Source organism: Pseudomonas sp. Wu6 (genome assembly GCF_019891515.1).
In the GTDB taxonomy this organism is placed as follows: domain Bacteria; phylum Pseudomonadota; class Gammaproteobacteria; order Pseudomonadales; family Pseudomonadaceae; genus Aquipseudomonas; species Aquipseudomonas orientalis_A.
The window spans coordinates 23,194-44,153 of sequence record NZ_JAFLXH010000029.1 but is presented as its reverse complement, the minus strand read 5'-3'; the positions used below and the strand labels follow the sequence as shown (position 1 = coordinate 44,153).

The 20,960-nt window shown below is 61.4% G+C and carries 17 protein-coding genes; 9 read left to right on the top strand and 8 right to left on the bottom strand.

Annotated elements, in window-relative coordinates:
* Positions 1–283 precede the first annotated feature (283 nt).
* The 8 genes from J1G34_RS19365 (at position 284) to cobA (ending at position 11,616) form a co-directional block, all read left to right on the top strand.
* Positions 284–1,510 (top strand): CmpA/NrtA family ABC transporter substrate-binding protein, encoded by a 1,227-nt coding sequence (locus J1G34_RS19365; RefSeq protein WP_122463821.1) that lies wholly within the window; start codon positions 284–286, stop codon positions 1,508–1,510.
* A 10-nt stretch (positions 1,511–1,520) separates the two neighbouring features.
* Positions 1,521–2,096, top strand: a complete 576-nt coding sequence (locus J1G34_RS19360) for an ANTAR domain-containing response regulator (RefSeq protein ID WP_065887855.1) — start codon at positions 1,521–1,523, stop codon at positions 2,094–2,096.
* Between the two features lie 184 nt (positions 2,097–2,280).
* Complete coding sequence (locus tag J1G34_RS19355; RefSeq protein ID WP_065887854.1) at positions 2,281–3,492, top strand: nitrate/nitrite transporter; 1,212 nt, start codon at positions 2,281–2,283, stop codon at positions 3,490–3,492.
* Positions 3,492–5,162 carry a bifunctional protein-serine/threonine kinase/phosphatase gene (locus J1G34_RS19350; RefSeq protein WP_065898149.1) on the top strand — a complete coding sequence of 557 codons (1,671 nt, stop codon included), beginning with the start codon at positions 3,492–3,494 and terminating at the stop codon, positions 5,160–5,162. The genes J1G34_RS19355 and J1G34_RS19350 overlap by 1 nt, the downstream gene beginning before the upstream one ends.
* 224 nt (positions 5,163–5,386) lie before the next feature.
* Positions 5,387–7,840, top strand: coding sequence for a nitrite reductase large subunit NirB (gene nirB, locus J1G34_RS19345; protein ID WP_122561893.1), 2,454 nt, complete (start codon positions 5,387–5,389; stop codon positions 7,838–7,840).
* Entirely contained in the window at positions 7,837–8,154 is a 318-nt protein-coding gene (nirD, locus tag J1G34_RS19340; protein ID WP_065887851.1) for a nitrite reductase small subunit NirD, read from the top strand. The genes nirB and nirD overlap by 4 nt, the downstream gene beginning before the upstream one ends.
* On the top strand, positions 8,154–10,862 hold the full coding sequence (locus J1G34_RS19335; protein WP_222994498.1) for a nitrate reductase: 2,709 nt from the start codon (positions 8,154–8,156) through the stop codon (positions 10,860–10,862). The genes nirD and J1G34_RS19335 overlap by 1 nt, the downstream gene beginning before the upstream one ends.
* 10 nt (positions 10,863–10,872) lie before the next feature.
* Complete coding sequence (gene cobA, locus J1G34_RS19330) at positions 10,873–11,616, top strand: uroporphyrinogen-III C-methyltransferase (RefSeq protein ID WP_065892341.1); 744 nt, start codon at positions 10,873–10,875, stop codon at positions 11,614–11,616.
* A 60-nt stretch (positions 11,617–11,676) separates the two neighbouring features.
* On the opposite strand, the gene J1G34_RS19325 is transcribed toward cobA, so the two are convergent.
* From J1G34_RS19325 to ppsA, 8 genes are all read right to left on the bottom strand, one after another.
* Positions 11,677–12,657 (bottom strand): OmpA family protein, encoded by a 981-nt coding sequence (locus tag J1G34_RS19325; protein WP_065892340.1) that lies wholly within the window; start codon positions 12,655–12,657, stop codon positions 11,677–11,679.
* A 107-nt stretch (positions 12,658–12,764) separates the two neighbouring features.
* Positions 12,765–13,355, bottom strand: coding sequence for an RNA polymerase sigma factor SigX (gene sigX / locus J1G34_RS19320; protein WP_057721193.1), 591 nt, complete (start codon positions 13,353–13,355; stop codon positions 12,765–12,767).
* An 87-nt stretch (positions 13,356–13,442) separates the two neighbouring features.
* Positions 13,443–14,267, bottom strand: a complete 825-nt coding sequence (locus tag J1G34_RS19315; RefSeq protein WP_003193288.1) for a mechanosensitive ion channel family protein — start codon at positions 14,265–14,267, stop codon at positions 13,443–13,445.
* 2 nt (positions 14,268–14,269) lie between these two features.
* Entirely contained in the window at positions 14,270–14,515 is a 246-nt protein-coding gene (locus J1G34_RS19310; RefSeq protein ID WP_065887847.1) for a CrfX protein, read from the bottom strand.
* Between the two features lie 86 nt (positions 14,516–14,601).
* The gene (locus J1G34_RS19305) at positions 14,602–15,597 is read right to left on the bottom strand and encodes a zinc transporter ZntB (RefSeq protein ID WP_065892339.1); all 996 of its coding nucleotides are present in this window, start codon (positions 15,595–15,597) and stop codon (positions 14,602–14,604) included.
* 25 nt (positions 15,598–15,622) lie between these two features.
* Positions 15,623–16,114: a ribonuclease E activity regulator RraA gene (gene rraA, locus J1G34_RS19300; RefSeq protein ID WP_065892338.1), complete on the bottom strand. Its 492-nt coding sequence runs from the start codon at positions 16,112–16,114 to the stop codon at positions 15,623–15,625.
* 230 nt (positions 16,115–16,344) lie between these two features.
* Positions 16,345–17,334 carry an alpha/beta fold hydrolase gene (locus J1G34_RS19295; protein ID WP_065892337.1) on the bottom strand — a complete coding sequence of 330 codons (990 nt, stop codon included), beginning with the start codon at positions 17,332–17,334 and terminating at the stop codon, positions 16,345–16,347.
* A gap of 106 nt (positions 17,335–17,440) precedes the next feature.
* Complete coding sequence (gene ppsA / locus J1G34_RS19290) at positions 17,441–19,816, bottom strand: phosphoenolpyruvate synthase (protein ID WP_065887843.1); 2,376 nt, start codon at positions 19,814–19,816, stop codon at positions 17,441–17,443.
* A 178-nt stretch (positions 19,817–19,994) separates the two neighbouring features.
* Here ppsA and ppsR point away from each other — a divergent pair, with 178 nt between their 5' ends.
* Entirely contained in the window at positions 19,995–20,813 is an 819-nt protein-coding gene (gene ppsR, locus J1G34_RS19285) for a posphoenolpyruvate synthetase regulatory kinase/phosphorylase PpsR (protein WP_003230310.1), read from the top strand.
* Positions 20,814–20,960: the final 147 nt, after the last annotated feature.

Genomic DNA, 20,960 nt, shown 5'->3' with positions numbered 1-20,960 from the left:
GCTGCCGAGGCGGTGGCGGGTCGGAATGGCGGAATCAGCATGCACCGTGGGTTTTTCCTGGGGAGGAGGACGCAAAAGAGCGGCCATACTGAAAGGCGGGCGAGGTTCAATCATGATGGAAAGCTGATGGCTGCCCCGTGGCATGTGCCTTGCTATGCACTCTCTATCAGGGCGCGCGCCAGCGACGGTGCGGGCCTACGGACAAAGGCGTCGTTTCCCTGTAATGGCCGGTATCGCCATCCGAGGGCGCGACGCTTTTTTTTGCGAGAAAAGGTAGGTGTTGATGAACGATTCGGTCGACGGCAGCCCGGTGAACCCAGCGCTCGCCTGGGTAAACGGCAGTGACGCCCCGGAAAAGAGCAGCCTGGACCTGGGGTTCATGGCCCTGACTGATTGCGCCTCGCTGGTGGTCGCCGCCACCCAGGGGTTTGCGCAACCCTACGGCCTCACACTGAACCTCAAGCGCCAATCGTCCTGGGCCAACTTGCGCGACAAACTGGTCAGCGGTGAGCTGGACGCCGCCCATAGCCTCTACGGCCTGATCTATGCCGTGCACCTGGGCATCGGCGGCGTTGCGCCGAGCCCGATGGCGGTGCTGATGGGGCTCAATCAAAACGGACAGAGCATCAACCTGTCCCGTGGGCTGCAACAGCAGGGCGTGGTCACTCCTGAGGCGCTGGATCGCCACGTGCACCAAAGCCGCACAAAACTCACCTTCGCCCAGACCTTTCCGACAGGCACCCACGCCATGTGGCTGTATTACTGGCTGGCGAGCCAGGGCATCCACCCGCTGCGGGACGTGGACAGTGTGGTAGTGCCCCCGCCGCAGATGGTCGCGCACCTGCAGGCGGGACGCATCGACGGCCTGTGTGTCGGCGAACCCTGGTGCGCCAGCGCCGTCAAGCAGAACCAGGGCTTCACCCTGGCGACCAGCCAGTCGATCTGGCCCAATCATCCGGAAAAAGTCCTGGGTTGTACCCAAGCCTTCGTCGACCAGTACCCCAATACGGCGCGCGTATTGGTGATGGCGATTCTTGAGGCCAGTCGCTTTATCGAAGCGAGCACGCAAAACCGTCGTTCCACCGCCCAACTGCTCAGCGCCCGCGAGTACCTCGACGCACCGCTGGACTGTATCGAGCCACGACTGCTGGGGCACTACGAAGATGGCCTGGGCAACCAGTGGCAGGACCCGCATGCGCTGCGGTTCTTCGCCGATGGCGCGGTCAACCTGCCTTACCTGTGCGACGGTATGTGGTTCATGACCCAGTTTCGCCGTTGGGGCCTGCTGCGCGAAGACCCCGATTACCTGGCCGTCGCCCGCCAGGTGCAACAATTGGATGTGTATCGTCAGGCCGCCAGCGCCGTGGGCGTGCCGACCCATGCCCAGGATATGCGCAGCAGCCAGTTGATCGACGGCAGGATCTGGGACGGCTCCGACCCCGCCGGCTATGCCCGCAGCTTCCGCCTGCACGCCATGGCGGATGACACCAGCCGCCAAGCGCTGCGCTAGGAGCACGAGCATGCTGCGAATCCTGTTGATCAACGACACCCCGCGCAAAGTCGGCCGGCTCAAGGCCGCGCTGACCGAGGCCGGCTTTGAGGTGATCGATGAATCCGGCCTGACCATCGACTTGCCCGCACGCGTCGAAACAGTGCGCCCCGACGTGATCCTGATCGATACCGAGTCACCCGGCCGCGATGTGATGGAACAAGTGGTGCTGGTCAGCCGGGACCAGCCCCGCCCTATCGTGATGTTCACCGATGAACATGACCCGACTGTCATGCGCCAGGCGATCAAGTCCGGGGTCAGTGCCTATATTGTCGAAGGCATCCAGGCCCAGCGCCTGCAACCGATCCTCGAGGTGGCCATGGCGCGCTTTGAAAGCGACCAGGCCCTGCGTGCCCAGCTGCACGCCCGCGATCAACAGTTGGCGGAACGCAAGCGCATCGAGCTGGCCAAGGGTCTGCTGATGAAAATGAAGGACTGCAATGAGGAAGAGGCCTACACCCTCATGCGCCGTCAGGCCATGAGCCGACAGCAGAAACTGATTCAGGTGGCCGAACAGATTATTGCCATGAGCGAATTGCTCGGCTGATCTGGCGCGGCTCTTGCTAAAGAACCGTTACAGGTAGCCAACGGCGGTTGCCCCATCAACGACAAAGACGTCGCACACCCGGTTTGCCCTCGCGAACCCGGTGGCGGCGTTTTTTTTCGTTTCGGCCCCAGCGCATGGAGCCACCAGGTCTTCCGACAAGCCCCCCCAACCGTTGAGGTGCGTGATGAAATCAAGCTTCTGGAAATCCGGGCACACCCCGACCCTGTTTGCCGCGTTCCTGTATTTCGACCTGAGTTTCATGGTCTGGTACCTGCTGGGCCCCCTGGCGGTACAGATTGCCGCCGACTTGCACCTGAGCACTCAACAGCGCGGGCTGGTCGTCGCCACGCCGATCCTGGCGGGCGCGGTGCTGCGCTTTCTCATGGGCATGCTGGCCGACAAGCTGTCGCCCAAGACCGCCGGGCTGATTGGCCAGGTGATAGTCATCGTGGCGTTGTTCTGCGCCTGGAAACTGGGCATTCACAGCTACGAGCAAGCCCTGTTGCTGGGCATGTTCCTGGGCATGGCCGGTGCCTCTTTTGCCGTCGCCCTGCCGCTGGCCTCGCAATGGTATCCGGCCGAGCACCAGGGCAAAGCCATGGGCATCGCCGGCGCCGGCAATTCCGGCACCGTGTTTGCCGCCTTGCTGGCACCGGTACTGGCGGCGGCCTTTGGCTGGAGCAATGTATTCGGCTTCGCCTTGATTCCGCTGATTCTCACCCTGATCGTGTTCGCCTGGCTCGCGCGCAATGCCCCGCAACGCCCGAAAGCCAAGGCGATGGCCGATTATTTCAAGGCCCTGGGTGATCGCGACAGTTGGTGGTTCATGTTCTTCTACAGCGTGACCTTTGGCGGCTTTATCGGCCTGGCCAGCGCCCTGCCCGGCTACTTCAACGACCAGTACGGCCTGAGCCCGGTGACCGCCGGCTACTACACCGCGGCCTGTGTCTTCGGCGGCAGCCTGATGCGCCCGCTGGGCGGCGCCCTGGCGGACCGTTTCGGCGGGATCAAGACCCTGCTCGGCATGTACAGCGTGGCCGTGATCTGCATTGCGGCGGTGGGTTTCAACCTGCCCAGTTCTTACGCCGCGCTGGCGCTTTTCGTCTGCACCATGCTCGGCCTCGGCGCCGGCAATGGCGCGGTATTCCAGCTGGTGCCCCAGCGTTTTCGCAGTGAGATCGGCGTGATGACCGGCTTGATCGGCATGGCCGGCGGCATCGGCGGTTTTGCGCTGGCCGCCGGCATGGGCGCGATCAAACAGAGTACCGGTAGTTACCAGCTGGCCCTGTGGTTGTTCGCCAGCCTCGGCGTACTGGCCTGGTTTGGCCTGCACGGCGTCAAACGCCGCTGGAGAACCACCTGGGGTTCGGCCGCCGTGACCGCCGCCCGCGTCTGATGAGCCTGCAACTGAGCATCGCCCAGGCCAGTGCGATTGGCCCCAGGGCAGAAAACCAGGACGCGTTGCGGGTGGTCACGCCCAGGGCGGAGCTGGCTGCGAGCAAAGGCTACCTGTGCGCATTGGCCGACGGCGTCAGCCAATGCGCCGATGGTGGCCTGGCCGCGCGCTCGACCTTGCAGGCGCTGGCCCTGGACTACTACGCCACGCCGCAGACCTGGGGCGTGGCCCAGGCGCTGGAACGCTTACTGGTCGCGCAGAACCGCTGGCTGCAAGCCAATGGCGGCGGTCAGCCGCTGCTGACCACCCTCAGCGCCCTGGTCTTTCGCGGTCGGCGTTTCACCCTCGCCCACGTCGGCGATTGCCGCGCCTATCGCTGGCTGGACGGCGAGCTGCAGCGCATCAGCGAAGACCATGTGTGGGACCAACCGGGCATGCAGCATGTGCTCAAGCGCGCCCTTGGCCTGGACCAGCACCTGGTACTGGACTTTCTCGATGGCGAACTGCGCGCAGGCGAATGCTTCCTGCTGCTCAGCGACGGGGTCTGGGCGACGTTGGGCGACCACAGCATCCGCGCGATTCTGCGCGAGCAGACCGACCTGGACCTGGCGGTCAACACCCTGGTCAATGCCGCGCATTTGGCCGGAAGCCAGGACAATGCCAGCGCCTTGCTGGTGCGCATCGATGCCCTCGGCGCCGCCACACTGGGCGACGCACTGGTGCAGTTGCAGCAGTGGCCGCTGCCGCCACCGCTCAAGGCCGGGCAACATTTTGAGGGTTGGCAGGTGCACAGCCTGCTGGCGCAGAGCCGACAATCGTTGCTGTATCGGGTACGGGATGATCAGCAGCGACCCTGGCTGCTGAAAACCCTGGCATCAAGCCGCGACAACGACACTGACGCCGCCCAGGCCCTGCTCTCGGAAGAATGGTTTCTGCGCCGGGTCGCCGGCCGCGCGTTCCCTGAAGTGCATGCCGCCGGTGAGCGCCAGCATTTGTACTACGTGATGCGCGAATACCCGGGGCAAACCCTCGCAGAACTGTTCAAGCGCCAGGGCCCGTTGCCCCTGGCGCAATGGCAGTCCATCGCCGAACGCTTGCTGCGCGCGGTCGGCCTGCTGCACCGGCGGCAGATCCTGCACCGCGATATCAAGCCGGAAAACCTGTTGCTGGGGGACGACGGCGAACTGCGCGTGCTGGATTTCGGCCTGGCCTACTGCCCGGGGCTGTCGCAAGACCCTGCCGGCGCACTGCCCGGCACCCCGAGTTTTATCGCGCCGGAGTCGTTCAACGGTGAACGTCCTACCCCACAGCAGGATTTGTACAGCGTCGGCGTCACCCTCTATTACCTGCTGACCGGCCACTATCCCTACGGCGAGATCGAAGCCTTCCAACGCCCGCGCTTCACTCACGCGGTCAGCGCCAGCCGCTACCGTCCCGATGTGCCGGACTGGTTGCCCGCAAGCCTGGAACGCGCCGTGGCCGCACAACCGCAGCAGCGCTATGAGACCGCCGAAGAATGGCTGCTGGTGCTGGAACAGGCCGACCGGCGCGAGCTGAGCGTGCGCCCGCGCCCTTTGCTGGAGCGTGAACCGCTCAAGGTCTGGCAAGCGCTGGCGACCACTTCGCTGCTGATCAATCTGGTGCTGCTGTTCTGGCTATTGCACCACTAACGGGCAGATCCTGCGGCCCTATGGGTTTAAAACTCAATAAAACCGGGGATATCGACACTTGGCACAGCGGCTGCATCAGCTTGCCCAACAACCCACATATAGCCGCGCCTTCAACGTCGAAGGATCGAGCTTCCCGAGAGAACGGGACCAGGACAAAGGCGTCCTCGCTAGGTAACTAGCGGGGACGCCTTTTTTTGTTTGCGCGTGATTGGTCGGAGAGCGACATGAAAAAACTCAAACTGGTGATGATCGGCAACGGCATGGCCGGGGTTCGTACCCTGGAAGAATTGCTCAAGCTCAGCAGCGACCTGTATGACATCACGGTGTTCGGCGCCGAGCCCCACACCAACTACAACCGCATCCTGCTTTCACCGGTACTGGCCGGCGAGCAGACCTTCGAAGAGATCGTACTCAACGACCTGGACTGGTACCTCGACAACCACGTCAAGCTGCTGCTCAACCGCAAAGTGGTGCAGATCGATCGGGTCAAGCGCCGCGTCATCGCCGAAGACGGCACCGCAGCCGAATACGATCGCCTGCTGATCGCCACCGGCTCCACGCCGTTTATCCTGCCGATCCCTGGCAACACCTTGCAGGGCGTGATCGGCTACCGCGACATTGCCGACACCCAGGCCATGATCGACACCGCCAAAACCCACAAGCACGCGGTGGTCATCGGCGGCGGGCTGCTCGGCCTGGAAGCAGCCAACGGCCTGATGCTGCGCGGCATGCACGTGACCGTGGTGCACATCGGTGAATGGCTGCTGGAACGGCAACTGGACAAGACCAGTGGCCAGCTGCTGCAAACCGAGCTGGAAAGCCGCGGCCTGGTGTTTCGCCTGTGCGAACAGACCCAGGCCCTGCACGACGCCGGCAACGGCCGCGTCGGTTCGGTGCAGTTCAAGAACGGTGACATCATCCCTGCCGACCTGGTGGTCATGGCCGCCGGTATCCGCCCCAACACCGAACTGGCGGAAAAGTCCGGCATCCCCTGCAACCGAGGGATTCTGGTCAACGACACGATGCAAACCTACGACCCGCGCATCTATGCCATCGGTGAATGCGCCAGCCACCGTGGGATCGCCTACGGCCTGGTCGCGCCGCTGTTCGAACAGGCCAAGGTGTGCGCCAACCACCTCGCCCAGTTGGGCTTCGCCACCTATAAAGGTTCTGTCACCTCCACCAAGCTCAAAGTCACCGGCATTGACCTGTTCTCCGCAGGCGACTTCATGGGCGGCGAAGGTACTGAGACCATCACCCTCTCCGACCCCATCGGCGGGGTGTACAAGAAACTGGTGATCAAGGATGACATCCTGGTCGGCGCCTGCCTGTACGGCGATACCGCAGACGGCGGTTGGTATTTCCGCCAGATCCGTGAGAACCACGCGATTGGCGAGATTCGCGATCACTTGATGTTTGGCGAAAATGCGCTGGGCGACGTCGGCCACCAAGGGCAGGACAAGGCCATGAGCATGGCCGACAGCGCCGAAGTCTGCGGCTGCAACGGCGTGTGCAAGGGCACTATCGTAAAAGCGATCCAGGAACAGGGGCTGTTCAGCGTCGATGACGTGAAGAAGCACACCAAGGCGGCCAGCTCTTGTGGGTCCTGCGTGGGGCTGGTGGAACAGATTCTGATCAACACCGTGGGCGGGGCCGCCGACGTCAAGCCCAAGAGCGAAAAAGCCATCTGCGGTTGCAGCGACCTCAACCACGGGCAGATCCGCCAGGCCATCCGCGAGCAGCACCTGCTGACCATCGCCGGCACCATGAGCTACCTGAACTGGCGCACGCCCAACGGTTGTGCCACCTGCCGTCCGGCGCTCAATTACTACCTGATCTCGACCTGGCCGGGCGAGGCCAAGGACGACCCGCAATCGCGCCTGATCAACGAGCGCGCCCACGCCAACATTCAGAAAGACGGCACCTATTCGGTGGTCCCGCGCATGTGGGGCGGCGTGACCAATCCGTCGGAACTGCGCCGCATCGCCGACGTGGCCGACAAGTACAACGTGCCGATGGTCAAGGTGACCGGCGGCCAGCGCATCGACTTGCTCGGCATCAAGAAGCAGGACCTGCCCGGCGTGTGGAAGGACCTCGATATGCCGTCCGGGCACGCCTACGGAAAATCCATCCGGACCGTGAAGACCTGCGTGGGCAGCGAGTTCTGCCGCTTCGGTACACAAAACTCCACGCAACTGGGCATTGAGCTGGAGCATGACCTGTTCAACATGTGGTCACCGCACAAGGTCAAGCTGGCGGTGTCCGGCTGCCCACGCAACTGCTCGGAAGCAGGCATCAAGGACGTCGGAATTATCGGTGTGGACTCAGGCTGGGAGATGTATATCGGCGGCAACGGCGGGATCAAGACCGAAGTCGCGGAGTTCTTCGTCAAGCTCAAGACCGCCGAAGAGGTGCGCGAATACAACGGCGCATTCCTGCAACTGTACCGCGAAGAAGCCTTCTACCTGGAGCGCACCGTGCACTACCTGCAGCGGGTCGGCATGGACCATATCAAGAAAGCCGTGCTGGAAGATCCGGCCCGGCGCCAGGCCCTCAACGAGCGCCTGCAGTTTTCCCTGTCGTTCGAGCAAGACCCCTGGAAAGAACGCCTGGAACAGCCGCTGCTGAAAAAAGAATTCGATGTGATCCCGGTCAAGCAATTGGAGGTGCCGGCATGAACTGGCTGGATATCTGCGCCCTGGAAGAAATCAACACCCTGGGCTCGCGCATCATCAACGGGCCCAAGGGCGACATTGCGATTTTTCGCACCAGCGACGATGAAGTCTTCGCACTCGATGACCGTTGCCCGCACAAAGGCGGGCCGCTGTCCCAGGGCTTGATCTATGGCAAACGCGTGGCCTGCCCGCTGCACAACTGGCAGATCGACCTGGCGTCCGGCGAAGCCCAGGCGCCGGATATCGGTTGCGCCCATCATCACCTCGCCCGCGTGGAAAACGGCCGAGTGATGCTGGCCCTGCGGGATGCAGGGTGATGAACCGCGAGGTCACGGCGTCCACCTGCTGTTATTGCGGGGTGGGCTGCGGCGTGCTGATCGAGCATGACGGCACCCGCATCCTCGGCGTGCAAGGCGACCCGCACCACCCGGCCAACTTCGGCAAACTGTGCAGCAAGGGCGCCAGCCTGCACCTGACCGGAGACCTCGACGCCCGTGCCTTGTACCCCGAGTTGCGTCTAGGCAAAGACCTGGCCCGCGCCCGCACCGACTGGGACACCGCCCTGGAACATGCGGCCAACGTATTCGCCCGCACCATTGCCGAACACGGCCCCGACAGCGTGGCGTTCTACATCTCCGGGCAACTGCTGACCGAGGACTACTACAGTTTCAACAAACTGGCGCGGGCGCTGGTCGGCACCAACAATATCGATAGCAACTCACGGCTGTGCATGTCCTCGGCAGTCGTGGGCTACAAACGTAGCCTTGGCGCCGATGCGCCACCGTGCAGCTATGAAGACCTGGAAACCAGCGACTGTGTGATGATCGTCGGCAGCAACATGGCCTACGCGCACCCGGTACTGTTCCGACGCCTGGAAGAGGCCAAGGCGCGACGGCCGCAGATGAAAGTGGTGGTGATCGACCCACGGCGTACCGACACCTGCGACCTGGCCGACCTGCACCTGGCGATCCTGCCGGGCACGGATGTCGCGCTGTTCCATGGAATTTTGCATCTGTTGTTGTGGGAAGACTGGATCGACCGCGAGTTCATTCACGCCCATACCGACGGCCTGGCAGCGCTCAAACGCCTGGTGCATGACTACACGCCGCAAATGGTCACGCAACTGTGCGGCATCAGCGTCGAGCAGTTGCGCCTGTGCGCACAGTGGGTGGGCACCTCCAGCAGCTTCTTGTCGCTGTGGTGCATGGGCCTTAACCAATCCACCGCAGGCAGTGCGAAAAACAGCGCGCTGATCAACCTGCACCTGGCCACCGGTACGATTGGCCGCCCAGGCTGCGGGCCGTTTTCCCTGACCGGTCAACCCAATGCCATGGGCGGGCGCGAGACCGGCAGCCTGTCGAACCTGCTGCCTGGGCACCGCGACGCCGCCAACCCCGAACACCGCGCAGCAGTAGCCGCGTACTGGGGTGTCGATCAACTGCCGGCAACCACCGGCCTCACGGCGATCGAATTGTTTGAACAGGTGCAGGCGGGCAAGATCAAGGCGCTGTGGATCGCCTGCACCAACCCCGCCCAATCATTGCCGGACCAGAATGCAGTGCGTGCAGCCCTGGCGGCGTGTCCGTTCGTGGTGTTGCAGGAGGCCTTTCGAACCACCGAAACCGCCGCCTACGCCGACCTGCTGCTGCCCGCCGCCAGTTGGGGTGAAAAAGAAGGCACGGTGACCAACTCCGAACGGCGTATCTCCCACGTGCGTCGCGCCATCCCCCCACCGGGCGAAGCGCGACCGGACTGGGCGATTACCGTGGATTTCGCGCAGCGCCTGGAGCGCCGTCTGCGGCCGGGGCTGGACAGCCTGTTTGCCTTTGAGCAACCGGCGCAGATCTTTGACGAGTTCAAGCTATTGACTCAAGCGCGCGACCTGGATTTTTCAGGCCTCAGCCACGCCCTGCTTGACCGGCTCGGCCCGCAACAGTGGCCGTTTCCCATGGGCGCACAGGCCGGGACGCCACGCCTCTACGTCGACGGGATTTTCCCCACCGATAATGGCCGCGCGCAGTTTGTTGCCGATCCCTATCGCGCCGCCAGGGAGCAGCGTGACGCACGCTTTCCCCTGACCCTGATTACCGGTCGTCTGCGCGACCAGTGGCACGGCATGAGTCGCACCGGCACGGCGGCGCAGTTGTTCGGGCATGTCAGCGAAGCGCTGCTGAGCCTGCACCCGGACGAGTTGCGCCGTCACCGCTTCAAGGAAGGCGACCTGGTCAACCTGAAAAGCCGTCGAGGCAATCTGGTGGTCGCGGTCACCGGCGATGACAGCGTGCGCCCCGGTCAAGCGTTCCTGCCGATGCATTGGGGCGACCGTTTTCTCAAAGGTGGCGTGAATGTGCTCACCCAACCGGCGTTCGATCCGTTGTCGAAACAGCCGGAACTCAAACACAGCGGTGTGCGCCTGGAAGCGGTGCAACTGCCGTGGCAGCTGTTTGCGCTGATCGAAGGAGACGTGCAACGACACTTCGACGCCCTGCGCCCGCTGTGCGAAGCATTTGCCTACGTCAGTTTGAGCCTGACAGGACGCGAACGGCCTGCGCTACTGGTGCGTGCAGCCCATACCGAGGCGCCCGACCTGCAGATACTGACCCGCATCGACCAGTTGCTGGGCCTGCATGACGGTCCGGTGATGGCCTACGACGACCCGCGCCGCTCTATCGGCAAGCGCGTGAAAATCGAACAGGGCCGCATTACGGCGGTTCGCCTGGCCGGTGAAACCCTGGCCCGGCATTGGCTGCAAAGCCTGTGGCTGGAGGGCCGCACCGACGATCAACTGCGTCGCTGGCTGTTGGCGCCACTGAGCGCCCCACCGGGGGGAGCGGCGGCCAGCAGCAAGGTCCTGTGCAATTGCAAGAATGTCAGCGAAAACGCGGTGTGCGCCGGGATTGCCCGTGGCCTGGACCTGGTCGGGCTCAAACAGCAACTGGGATGCGGCACGCAATGCGGCTCCTGCGTGCCGGAAATCAAACGTCTGCTGGCCGTCGGCCCGCAGCCAATCGCAATCAGTGTGTGAGGGGAACAACATGAGCGCAAAAGTGTGGCTCGTAGGCGCTGGGCCCGGTGATCCGGAGTTGCTCACCCTCAAGGCGGTAAGGGCCCTGCATGAAGCAAACGTGGTGTTGATCGACGATCTGGTCAACCCGGCCGTCTTGGAACACTGCACCGACGCGCGCGTGATAACCGTCGGCAAGCGCGGCGGCTGTCGCTCCACGCCGCAGGCGTTTATTCACCGCCTGATGCTGCGCTATGCGCGTCAGGGCAAGTGCGTGGTGCGGCTTAAAGGCGGCGATCCATGCATTTTCGGGCGTGGTGGCGAAGAGGCGACGTGGCTGCGCGAGCGTGGGATCGAGGTGGAGCTGGTCAACGGCATTACCTCGGGGCTGGCTGGAGCGACGAATTGCGATATCCCGTTGACCCTGCGCGGCGTGAGCCGTGGCGTGACCCTGGTCACTGCGCATACCCAGGATGACAGCAGCGTGAACTGGCGCGCACTGGCCGAAGGCGGAACGACGCTGGTGGTGTACATGGGCGTGGCCAAGCTCGAGGAAATCCGGCAACAGTTGCTGGAAGGCGGCATGGCTGCGGATATGCCGGTGGCGATGATCGAAAATGCATCGTTGCCCGAACAGCGCGAATGCCGTAGCCACCTCGTTGCCATGCATGAAGACGCGCAGGCTTTTGCGCTGAAAAGCCCGGCAATCCTGGTGATTGGCCGTGTTGCCGGCGCAGCACAGATGGCGTGCGATGCGGCAGCGGCCAGCGCTTGAGGTAAATCGCAGGCGAAAAAAAGCCCGGCCTAAGCCGGGCTTTTTGTGAAACTCGGCTAATTACTTAGCTTGAGCTTCAACCGCTGCTTCTACGCGACGGTTAACAGCGCGACCAGCTTCAGTTGCGTTGTCAGCAACTGGGCGGGATTCGCCGTAACCTACGGAGGTGATGCGGCTAGGAGCTACGCCATCTTTAACCAGGACTTGCTTAACAGCGTCAGCACGACGCTGGGACAGCTTCTGGTTGTAAGCGTCTGGACCTACGGAGTCAGTGTGACCAGCAACTTCTACGTTGGTGTCTGGGTACTGAGCCATGAAGTCGGCCAGGTTTTTGACGTCGCCGTAGCTGTTAGGCTTAACAACCGACTTGTCGAAGTCGAACTTAACGTCCAGCTCAACACGAACAACCTGAGCAACCGGAGCTTCTGGCTCTGGAACTGGCTCTGGAGCTGGTGCTGGGGTAGGAGCTGGAGCAGCTGCGCCAGCGTTACCGCCGAAGTTCACACCCAGGCCAACCAGTGCGGAGTAGTCCCACTTGCCGTTGTCCAGACCGTAGTCAGCTTCAACACCAGCACGAGCGTACAGGTTGTTGGTGAAGTAGTACTTCACGCCGGTACCGATGGTAGCGAAAGTGGTCTGGTCGCGACCGCTGTGGCCGTCAGCCTGAACGTTGGTACGGCTCTGGTGGCCGAAACCGCCTTCAACGTATGGACGCAGGCTGTCAACGCCAGCTTGACCGAAGTGGTATTGGGCAACCAGGCTGCCGGTATCACCTTTGATCTTCTGGCTACCAGTACCGTCGTTCGAACGGGTGTGGTTAGTCTTGTCGTAGGACAGGTTCAAGGACAGGTCGTCGGTCAAGAAGTAACCGATGCGAGCGCCAGGATTGAAGCCGTCTTCGATGTGCTTGACGCTATCGTTGTACTGCTTCTTGTAGAACAGCTCGCCTTCAACTGCGCCTTGGCCTTGTGCCAGAACGCCGAAAGAAGTAGCGGCAATAAGAGAACCAATGGCCAAGCCCAAGGTGTTTTTCAGTTTCATCCGTTAAATCCCCATCTGGTGATTGTAAAGCAGTCCCACAAACCGGGGGACAACTCGGCGACAAGTCTAACAGAACTTGCCTACACGTAAGAGATATTTGCTACGCACTAAGTTTCAGTCTCGCCCGCAAATTTCTCACGTAATTTATCAAGAGCACGTTTGTAACGCATCTTTGTAGCACTCAAACCCATGTGCATGATGTCAGCGATTTCTTGAAATTCCAATTCTGCGACGAAACGTAGCACCAGAATTTCACGATCGATCGGATTCACATGCACCAACCAGCGATCGAGTCCGCCCTTTTCCTCGGGTGTCGGCGCCTTTTCTTCAGACGCTTCCTCAAGGGGGTCCAGACTCAACGCGTCCATCAAGCGACGCTTTCGCCGTTCCTTACGATACTGCGTGATGCACTCGTTGTACGTGATGCTGTAGAGCCAGGTCTTGAACTTCGATTTGCCCTCGAAGTTCTTCAGGCCGTACAGCACCTTGAGCATCACTTCCTGACAGACATCGTCCGCATCTCTATCGTTCCCTAAATACCTTGAACAAACGTTGAACAGAGTGCGTTGATACCTGCGCATCAATTCTTCGTACGCGCGTGTTACGTGAAACAGCTCCGTGTGCGAACGCGCGACCAACTCCTCATCAGAGAGCTCACGGGGGTCATAGCGCGTGGACAGCGTTTGGGCTTTATTCAAAACAAGTCGTGCCGGCAGTCAGGTCAATGTCCGCTGCAACCCGGTCAGCCGGGTTCGCGGCGGCGTACATTAGCAGGGTTTGCCGGTTTAGCGGCTACTGACCTGCTGCTCCAGGAGAATCCGGTTGGACAGCGACACCAGTTCTCCGTCGTCGGTCAGCACGGTCGTCTTGACTGTACCGATCTCCTCGATCTGCCCTTCGACCTCGCCCACACGCACCTGTTGCCCCACCTGATACAGCTCACGCACATAGATTCCCGCAAGAATCTGACCGGCAATTTCCCGGCTTCCCAAGCCCATGGCCAGTGCAACGGCCAGACCAACGGTAATCAAAACAATCACAATAACGTGGTTCAGCAGGTCGGTCTTGACCTCCAACTGGCTGATCGCAACCGAAATACTGATGATGATCACCAGCCCCTGGGCGATTCGTCCAAGGCCCGCCGCATAGTCCAGGCCGACCCCTTCGGCGGCTCCGCGTACCAGGCCATTGGCCAGTTGCGCGAGTAAAACGCCTACCAGCAGCACCAGCGCGCCGCCGAAAACTTTCGGCAAATACAATGCCAGCATGTCGAGCGTAGCTGAAACTCGCTCAAGTCCAAGGGACTGAGCCGCAGAAACCAGGAAAATAAGTAGAACGAACCAATAAACGATCTTGCCGATCAGCGTCGAAATCGGAACCTGCAACCCGGCACGGCCCAGCAGCTTGGTCAGCCCGGTGCCGGCCATCAGGCGGTCCAGCCCGAGCTTGGCGAGCAATTTGGACAACAGGGTGTCAAGCAGCTTGGCCACGACAAAGCCCAGCAGCACCAGGACCAGGGCACCAAAGAGGTTGGGAATGAAATTCGCCACCTTGGTCCACAATGCGGTCATTGCGGTGACCAGGCTCTGGGTCCAGAGATCAAGTTCCATATTCAATCAGCCTTATCAGCAGTGCGAGCAAGAGGTTTATGTCGGGAAACAGGCGATACATGGGCCGAACCATTGTTCAGGGCCATCATCAACGCCGGCACCCAACGCCCGAGCAGACCGAACAGGGACCCCGCCCCAACCTGACGGTTGGCGGTTTTCAGTACGCGGCCCAAGCAGGCATCGTCATCCCGGTTGGATGGCGAAGCATTGAGCATGTCACGCAAAGACTGTTCGAACGGATCGTGCATAGAGACCTCTCGCAAGTGATTTAAAAGACGAGGGTAAAATTCATCGGGTCACATCGACCCTTTCCTACGTTCAGCTCATATTCAGCTCAAACCCAGCGTAACCGTCGAAAAAGCCACCATTGACCCAGCGCCACCGAGACCATCAACAGGCACGCAATCATGAATCCGTAGGGGCTGCCGGAAAACGGGATGCCCCCCACATTGATGCCCAGCAAGCCGGTCAGGAAACTCATCGGCAAGAAGATGCCGGTGATGATGCCGAAGCGGTACATGGTGCGGTTCATACGCAGGCTCAAACGCCGGTCTTCGGCCTCAAGCACAAGCCCCACGCGCTCTCGGGCCAATTCGAGTTCTTCCAGGTAGCGGGTCAGGCTGTTGTGTAACTCGTTCCAATAGTCAGCGTCGTCATCACAGAACCACGCCAGTTTGATTCGCGTCAGCTGCGCAAAAATATCCCGTTGCGGCGCGAGGAAACGCTTGAGCCCGGCCGCTCGCCGACGGATCTGCAGGACGCTGCCGTGCTCGGGGGTATACCGTTCGTCGGCGTCGAGTTTTTCTTCCTCGGCATCGACAATTTCGGACAGTCCAGTGACCAGATCCTGCACTTTGTTGGTCAGGTATTGCGCCATATAAAGGATCAGTTCCGATGCGGTCCTGGGCCCCTTGCCCTCGGCCAACTGCACCAGCAGCTCATCGGTGGCGCGTAACGGGCGCAACCGCAGGGAAATCACACGATTGGCCGCTGCGAATATACGTACCGAAACCATGTCCTCCGGTTCCGCGCCGGGGTTGAGATTGATCCCGCGCAGAAAGAGCAGCAGTTCGGCATCCGGCAACGGCAGCAGCCGCGGACGGGTGTTTTCTTCCAGCAGCAGGTCACAGGCAAATTCACTCAGACCGCTGGATTGGCGCAGCCAGGTCTGGGTTTGCGGATGGCTGCGGTCCCAATGCAGCCACAGGCTTTCCTGGGGCTGCAGTTGCAACTCGTCAAGCTCGGTCCGGGCAATCGAACGCGCACCGCCTTTACCGTCCAGCACCAGGGCATGCACCAGCCCCCACTGCGCGTTGTCTTCCTCGAACATCCTCATCCCTTTCGGCTACTGCGGTTTATTCCGGCATTTTCAGTGGGCTGGGCGAGACGATCACCCCGTTGTTGTCGGCGTACACGTATTCACCCGGGCGGAACGTCACGCCTGCAAAGTTCACCACCACGTTCAGGTCACCCAGGCCGCGCTTGTCGGTTTTCATCGGATGGGCGGCCAGGGCCTGCACGCCCAGGTCAGTCTGGGCAAGGACATCGACATCGCGGATGCAACCGTAGATCACCATGCCTTCCCAGCCGTTTTTCGCGGCCTTTTCGGCGATCAGGTCACCGAGCAACGCACGCCTGAGCGAACCACCGCCATCGACCACCAACACCTTGCCGGCGCCCGGCTGCTCGGCCTGAGCCTTGACCAGGGAGTTATCCTCGAAGCATTTGAGGGTGACAATCTCGCCGCCGAAGGAGTCTCGGCCACCGAAATTGCTGAACATCGGCTCAAGCACCTGCACCAGCTCCGGGTAGGCGTCGCACAGGTCGGGGGTCACGTAATGGTCCATCGCGAAACTCCTGTCATCAAAGAAGGGGTCGAACAGCTCACGGCATACATCAGGAAAACGTGCTGCAGCAGGCATTCTTTAACTGCCCGGCCACCGGCGCCGGTCATGATCAAACCGCAATCAACGCAACGCAACAGCCGTTACGCGACTGAATATGACCAGAAGCGCCTGAGGCGTCATATCTTAGCCGCAACCACTCAAGAGTGAAACGGCCTCGATAGCGCGCTTCGTCACACCGCCACAGCCACCTCGGGACGGGTGCCGAGCACAGGTGTCAGCGGGTCTTTCAACCAGCGCTCCACCAAGGGCCACACTTGGGCCTGCGCGGCTTTGCTGACCAGCATTTGTACATGCCCGAAATCTTCGGTAAAACCCTGCCGACGCCCCAGGCACAGGTACTGGCGATGCTCGCTGCCGACTTGCTCGAACAGCTTGCGACAGGCCCAGTCCGGGTCCTGCCGATCGCCCGCCGCGCTGACCGCCAACAACGGCACGTCGACCGCTGCCAGGCCTTTCCACCAATCGCGCTCGGCGTCGCCAAAGCGGCCGAACAGGCCGTTCCAGCGCAGCGCTTCGATCATCACGCCGGCCGGTTCGTCCTCCGGCCCGCGCTTGAATCGCGGGCCGGACACCTGGGCCAGACGCTTCAGGATCAATCGAGCGCCCCACTCCACCGGTGGAATTTTCAACGGCCAATGCGTGCGGCTGACCTGGCAGCCAAATAACGCCACCGAGGCCACTGACTGCGCGTTCAAGGTTTGACCACCCAGCGCCGCAGCCAAGGTCGTGGCGCCGAGGGAATGCCCGATCCAATGCGGCACCTGCCCGCTTTGCTCGTGCACAAAGGCGCCAATGGCCGGCAAATCGTAACGTGCGTAGTCGGCAACGCGGTTGCGCACGTAGTCGCGGTTGCGCCGGGACAGGCCATGGCCGCGCATTTCCGGGATCCACACATCAAAACCCCGGCGCGCCAGGTGAGCGCCCAGGCCGATGCCCTTGGGCGAATACCAGAAGCGCCGATTGGAAAAACTGCCGTGCAGGAAAATAACCGGCGTGCCCCGGTTTTCCGGGACATCGGCCAGACCCAACCGGGTAACCGCCAACTCGACGGTCGCGTCGGGGCTGTTGCCGGGCTTGAGGCGGTACACATCTTCACTCAGGTCGCCACGACGTTCAGCGCTGATCAGGGCGACAGGAAACAGGTTGCTGCTGCTTTGCATAATGTTCTTGCACAAAAAAGGGCGGCGTCCGGCAGGAATTCCGCCCTGTACAGATAAGAATGCCGGTCACCCTCGACAGGTGACCGGCACTTTTGACGTAGCGGCTTTAAGCGGACGCTTGGCCTTCGGCGAGGAAGAACCAGGTTTCAAGCACGGAATCGGGGTTCAGCGAGACACTTTCGATACCCTGTTCCATCAGCCATCTGGCCAGGTCAGGGTGATCGGAAGGGCCCTGGCCACAGATACCGATGTACTTGCCGGCCTTGTTACAGGCCTGGATGGCGTTGGACAGCAGCTTCTTGACCGCAGGATTTCGCTCGTCGAACAGGTGAGCGATGATCCCGGAGTCACGGTCCAGGCCCAGGGTCAGCTGGGTCAGGTCGTTGGAGCCGATGGAGAAACCGTCGAAGAACTCCAGGAACTCTTCGGCCAGGATCGCGTTGGACGGCAGTTCGCACATCATGATGACGCGCAAGCCGTTTTCGCCACGGGACAGGCCGTTTTCAGCCAGCAGGTCCACGACTTGGCTCGCTTCGCCCAGGGTGCGCACGAACGGCACCATGATCTCGACGTTGGTCAGCCCCATCTCGTTGCGCACACGCTTGAGGGCGCGGCATTCGAGTTCGAAACAGTCACGGAAGGCTTCGCTGATGTAACGCGAGGCGCCACGGAAACCCAGCATGGGGTTTTCTTCTTCCGGCTCGTAAAGCTTGCCGCCGATCAGGTTGGCGTATTCGTTGGACTTGAAGTCCGACAGTCGCACGATGACCTTTTTCGGGTAGAACGCCGCTGCCAGGGTGCTGATACCTTCCACCAGCTTCTCGACGTAGAAGCCCACCGGGTCGTTGTAACCGGCGATGCGCTTGTCGACGCTTTCCTTGATGTCCAGCGGCAGGCCGTCGTAGTTCAACAGGGCCTTGGGGTGCACGCCGATCATGCGGTTGATGATGAATTCCAGGCGGGCCAGGCCCACACCGGCGTTCGGCAACTGCGCGAAGTCGAAGGCGCGGTCCGGGTTGCCGACGTTCATCATGATCTTGAACGGCAGGTCCGGCATGGCGTCGATGGAGTTCTGCTTGATGTCGAAGCCCAGTTCGCCTTCGAAGATGAAGCCGGTATCGCCTTCGGCGCAGGACACCGTCACACCCTGGCCATCTTTCAACAGCTGGGTGGCGTTGCCGCAACCGACCACCGCAGGAATTCCCAGCTCACGGGCGATGATCGCCGCGTGGCACGTGCGTCCGCCACGGTTGGTCACGATGGCGCTGGCACGCTTCATCACCGGCTCCCAGTCCGGATCGGTCATGTCGGAGACCAGCACGTCACCCGGCTGGACTTTGTCCATCTCGGACACGTCCTTGATGATGCGTACCTTGCCGGCGCCGATGCGCTGGCCGATGGCGCGGCCTTCCACCAGCACGGTGCCGGTTTCCTTGAGCAGGTAGCGTTCCATGACGTTGGCCGACGTACGGCTCTTAACGGTCTCGGGACGGGCCTGCACGATGTACAGCTTGCCGTCGTCACCGTCCTTGGCCCACTCGATGTCCATCGGGCACTTGTAGTGCTTTTCGATGATCATCGCTTGCTTGGCCAGCTCGCTGACTTCAGCGTCGCTCAGGCAGAAACGCGCACGCTCGGCCTTGTCGACGTCGACGGTCTTGACCGAACGACCGGCCTTGGCCTCGTCGCCGTAGATCATCTTGATCGCCTTGCTGCCCAGGTTACGGCGCAGGATGGCCGGGCGACCGGCCTCAAGGGTGTGCTTGTGCACGTAGAATTCGTCCGGGTTGACCGCGCCTTGTACGACGGTTTCACCCAGGCCGTAGGCGCCGGTGATAAACACCACGTCACGAAAGCCCGATTCGGTGTCCAGGGTGAACATCACGCCGGCGGTGCCGGTTTCCGAGCGCACCATGCGCTGCACGCCGGCAGACAAAGCCACCAGCTTGTGGTCGAAACCCTGGTGCACGCGGTAGGAAATGGCGCGGTCGTTGAACAGCGAGGCAAACACTTCCTTGGCCGCGCGGATCACGTTTTCCACGCCGCGGATGTTCAGGAACGTTTCCTGCTGACCGGCGAAGGAGGCGTCGGGCAGGTCTTCGGCGGTGGCCGAGGAACGCACGGCGACCGCCATGTCCGGGTTACCGGCCGACAGGGTGGCGAAGGCGGTGCGGATCTCTTCGTTGAGCTTCTCGGGGAACTCCGCTTCCATGATCCATTGGCGGATCTGGGCGCCGGTCCTGGCCAGGGCGTTGACGTCATCGACATCCAGGGCGTCCAGGGCAGCGTGGATCTGGTCGTTGAGACCGCTCAGCTCAAGGAAGTCACGGTAAGCCTGGGCCGTGGTGGCAAAACCACCCGGCACCGACACGCCAGCGCCTGCAAGATTACTGATCATCTCGCCGAGGGATGCGTTCTTGCCCCCCACGTGCTCTACATCATGGACGCCGAGCTTATCGAGGGAAACTACGTACTCTACCAAGGTGATCTCTCCACTTTCTGTGTTGGAAAAGCTCAGGACGCGGCTTGCTCAGTAGGAGCGAACGCCAGCGCTTGTGGCCTGGACCTGGAAAATAAGTGAGAATGCGGCCCACTGCGGGACGGCAAAATCGCGCCTATCATATCCAAGATTCGCCATCAGCTTAAGGCCCAGGGCTCAAATGAAACGATCTGCTTTCTTTATTTCCGATGGCACCGGCATCACGGCCGAAACACTGGGCCAGAGCCTGCTCGCGCAGTTCGAAAACATTACCTTCGCCAAATTCACGCGGCCTTATATAGACAGCGTGGACAAAGCGCGGGCCATGGTACAACAAATCAATCTGGCGGCTGAAAAAGACGGTTGTCGCCCGATCATTTTCGACACCATCGTCAATCAAGACATTCGTGAGATTCTGGCGACCTCGAATGGTTTCATGATCGACATCTTCTCCACGTTCCTGGCGCCATTGGAACAGGAGCTGAGCGAACATTCCTCTTACTCCGTCGGAAAGTCCCATTCCATTGGTCATAATTCCAATTATATGGAGCGTATCGAAGCGGTGAACTTCGCCCTCGACAACGACGACGGCGCCCGCACGCACTATTACGACAAGGCCGACCTGATCCTGGTAGGCGTGTCGCGCTGCGGCAAGACCCCGACCTGCCTGTACATGGCCATGCAATTCGGTATTCGCGCAGCCAACTACCCGCTGACCGAAGACGACATGGAACACCTGACGCTGCCCGCCGCCCTGCGCGCGCATTCGCACAAGCTGTTCGGCCTGACCATCGACCCGGACCGCCTCACCGCGATCCGCAATGAACGCAAGCCCAACAGCCGTTATTCAAGTTACGCCCAGTGTGAGTTCGAAGTGCGCGAAGTGGAAAATCTGTTCCGTCGCGAGAATATTGCGCACATCAATTCCACGCATTTTTCAGTGGAAGAGATATCGGCGAAGATTCTGGTGGAGAAGGGTGTGGAGCGCAGGTTCAAGTGACCTGTATTGCCTGAGCTGACGCTATCGGTATGAACCAAACTTCTGCTACGCCGCTGAACCTGTGGGAGGGGGCTTGCCCCCGATGGCGGTGGATCAGTCACCTGATGCACTGACTGACACTCAGCTATCGGGGGCAAGCCCCCTCCC

Coding starts and splice junctions, on each gene's coding strand:
- J1G34_RS19365 (WP_122463821.1), top strand. CDS start 284: ATGAACGATTCGGTCGACGGCAGCCCGGTGAACCCAGCGCTCGCCTGG.
- J1G34_RS19360 (WP_065887855.1), top strand. CDS start 1,521: ATGCTGCGAATCCTGTTGATCAACGACACCCCGCGCAAAGTCGGCCGG.
- J1G34_RS19355 (WP_065887854.1), top strand. CDS start 2,281: ATGAAATCAAGCTTCTGGAAATCCGGGCACACCCCGACCCTGTTTGCC.
- J1G34_RS19350 (WP_065898149.1), top strand. CDS start 3,492: ATGAGCCTGCAACTGAGCATCGCCCAGGCCAGTGCGATTGGCCCCAGG.
- nirB (WP_122561893.1), top strand. CDS start 5,387: ATGAAAAAACTCAAACTGGTGATGATCGGCAACGGCATGGCCGGGGTT.
- nirD (WP_065887851.1), top strand. CDS start 7,837: ATGAACTGGCTGGATATCTGCGCCCTGGAAGAAATCAACACCCTGGGC.
- J1G34_RS19335 (WP_222994498.1), top strand. CDS start 8,154: ATGAACCGCGAGGTCACGGCGTCCACCTGCTGTTATTGCGGGGTGGGC.
- cobA (WP_065892341.1), top strand. CDS start 10,873: ATGAGCGCAAAAGTGTGGCTCGTAGGCGCTGGGCCCGGTGATCCGGAG.
- J1G34_RS19325 (WP_065892340.1), bottom strand. CDS start 12,657: ATGAAACTGAAAAACACCTTGGGCTTGGCCATTGGTTCTCTTATTGCC.
- J1G34_RS19315 (WP_003193288.1), bottom strand. CDS start 14,267: ATGGAACTTGATCTCTGGACCCAGAGCCTGGTCACCGCAATGACCGCA.
- J1G34_RS19310 (WP_065887847.1), bottom strand. CDS start 14,515: ATGCACGATCCGTTCGAACAGTCTTTGCGTGACATGCTCAATGCTTCG.
- J1G34_RS19305 (WP_065892339.1), bottom strand. CDS start 15,597: ATGTTCGAGGAAGACAACGCGCAGTGGGGGCTGGTGCATGCCCTGGTG.
- rraA (WP_065892338.1), bottom strand. CDS start 16,114: ATGGACCATTACGTGACCCCCGACCTGTGCGACGCCTACCCGGAGCTG.
- J1G34_RS19295 (WP_065892337.1), bottom strand. CDS start 17,334: ATGCAAAGCAGCAGCAACCTGTTTCCTGTCGCCCTGATCAGCGCTGAA.
- ppsR (WP_003230310.1), top strand. CDS start 19,995: ATGAAACGATCTGCTTTCTTTATTTCCGATGGCACCGGCATCACGGCC.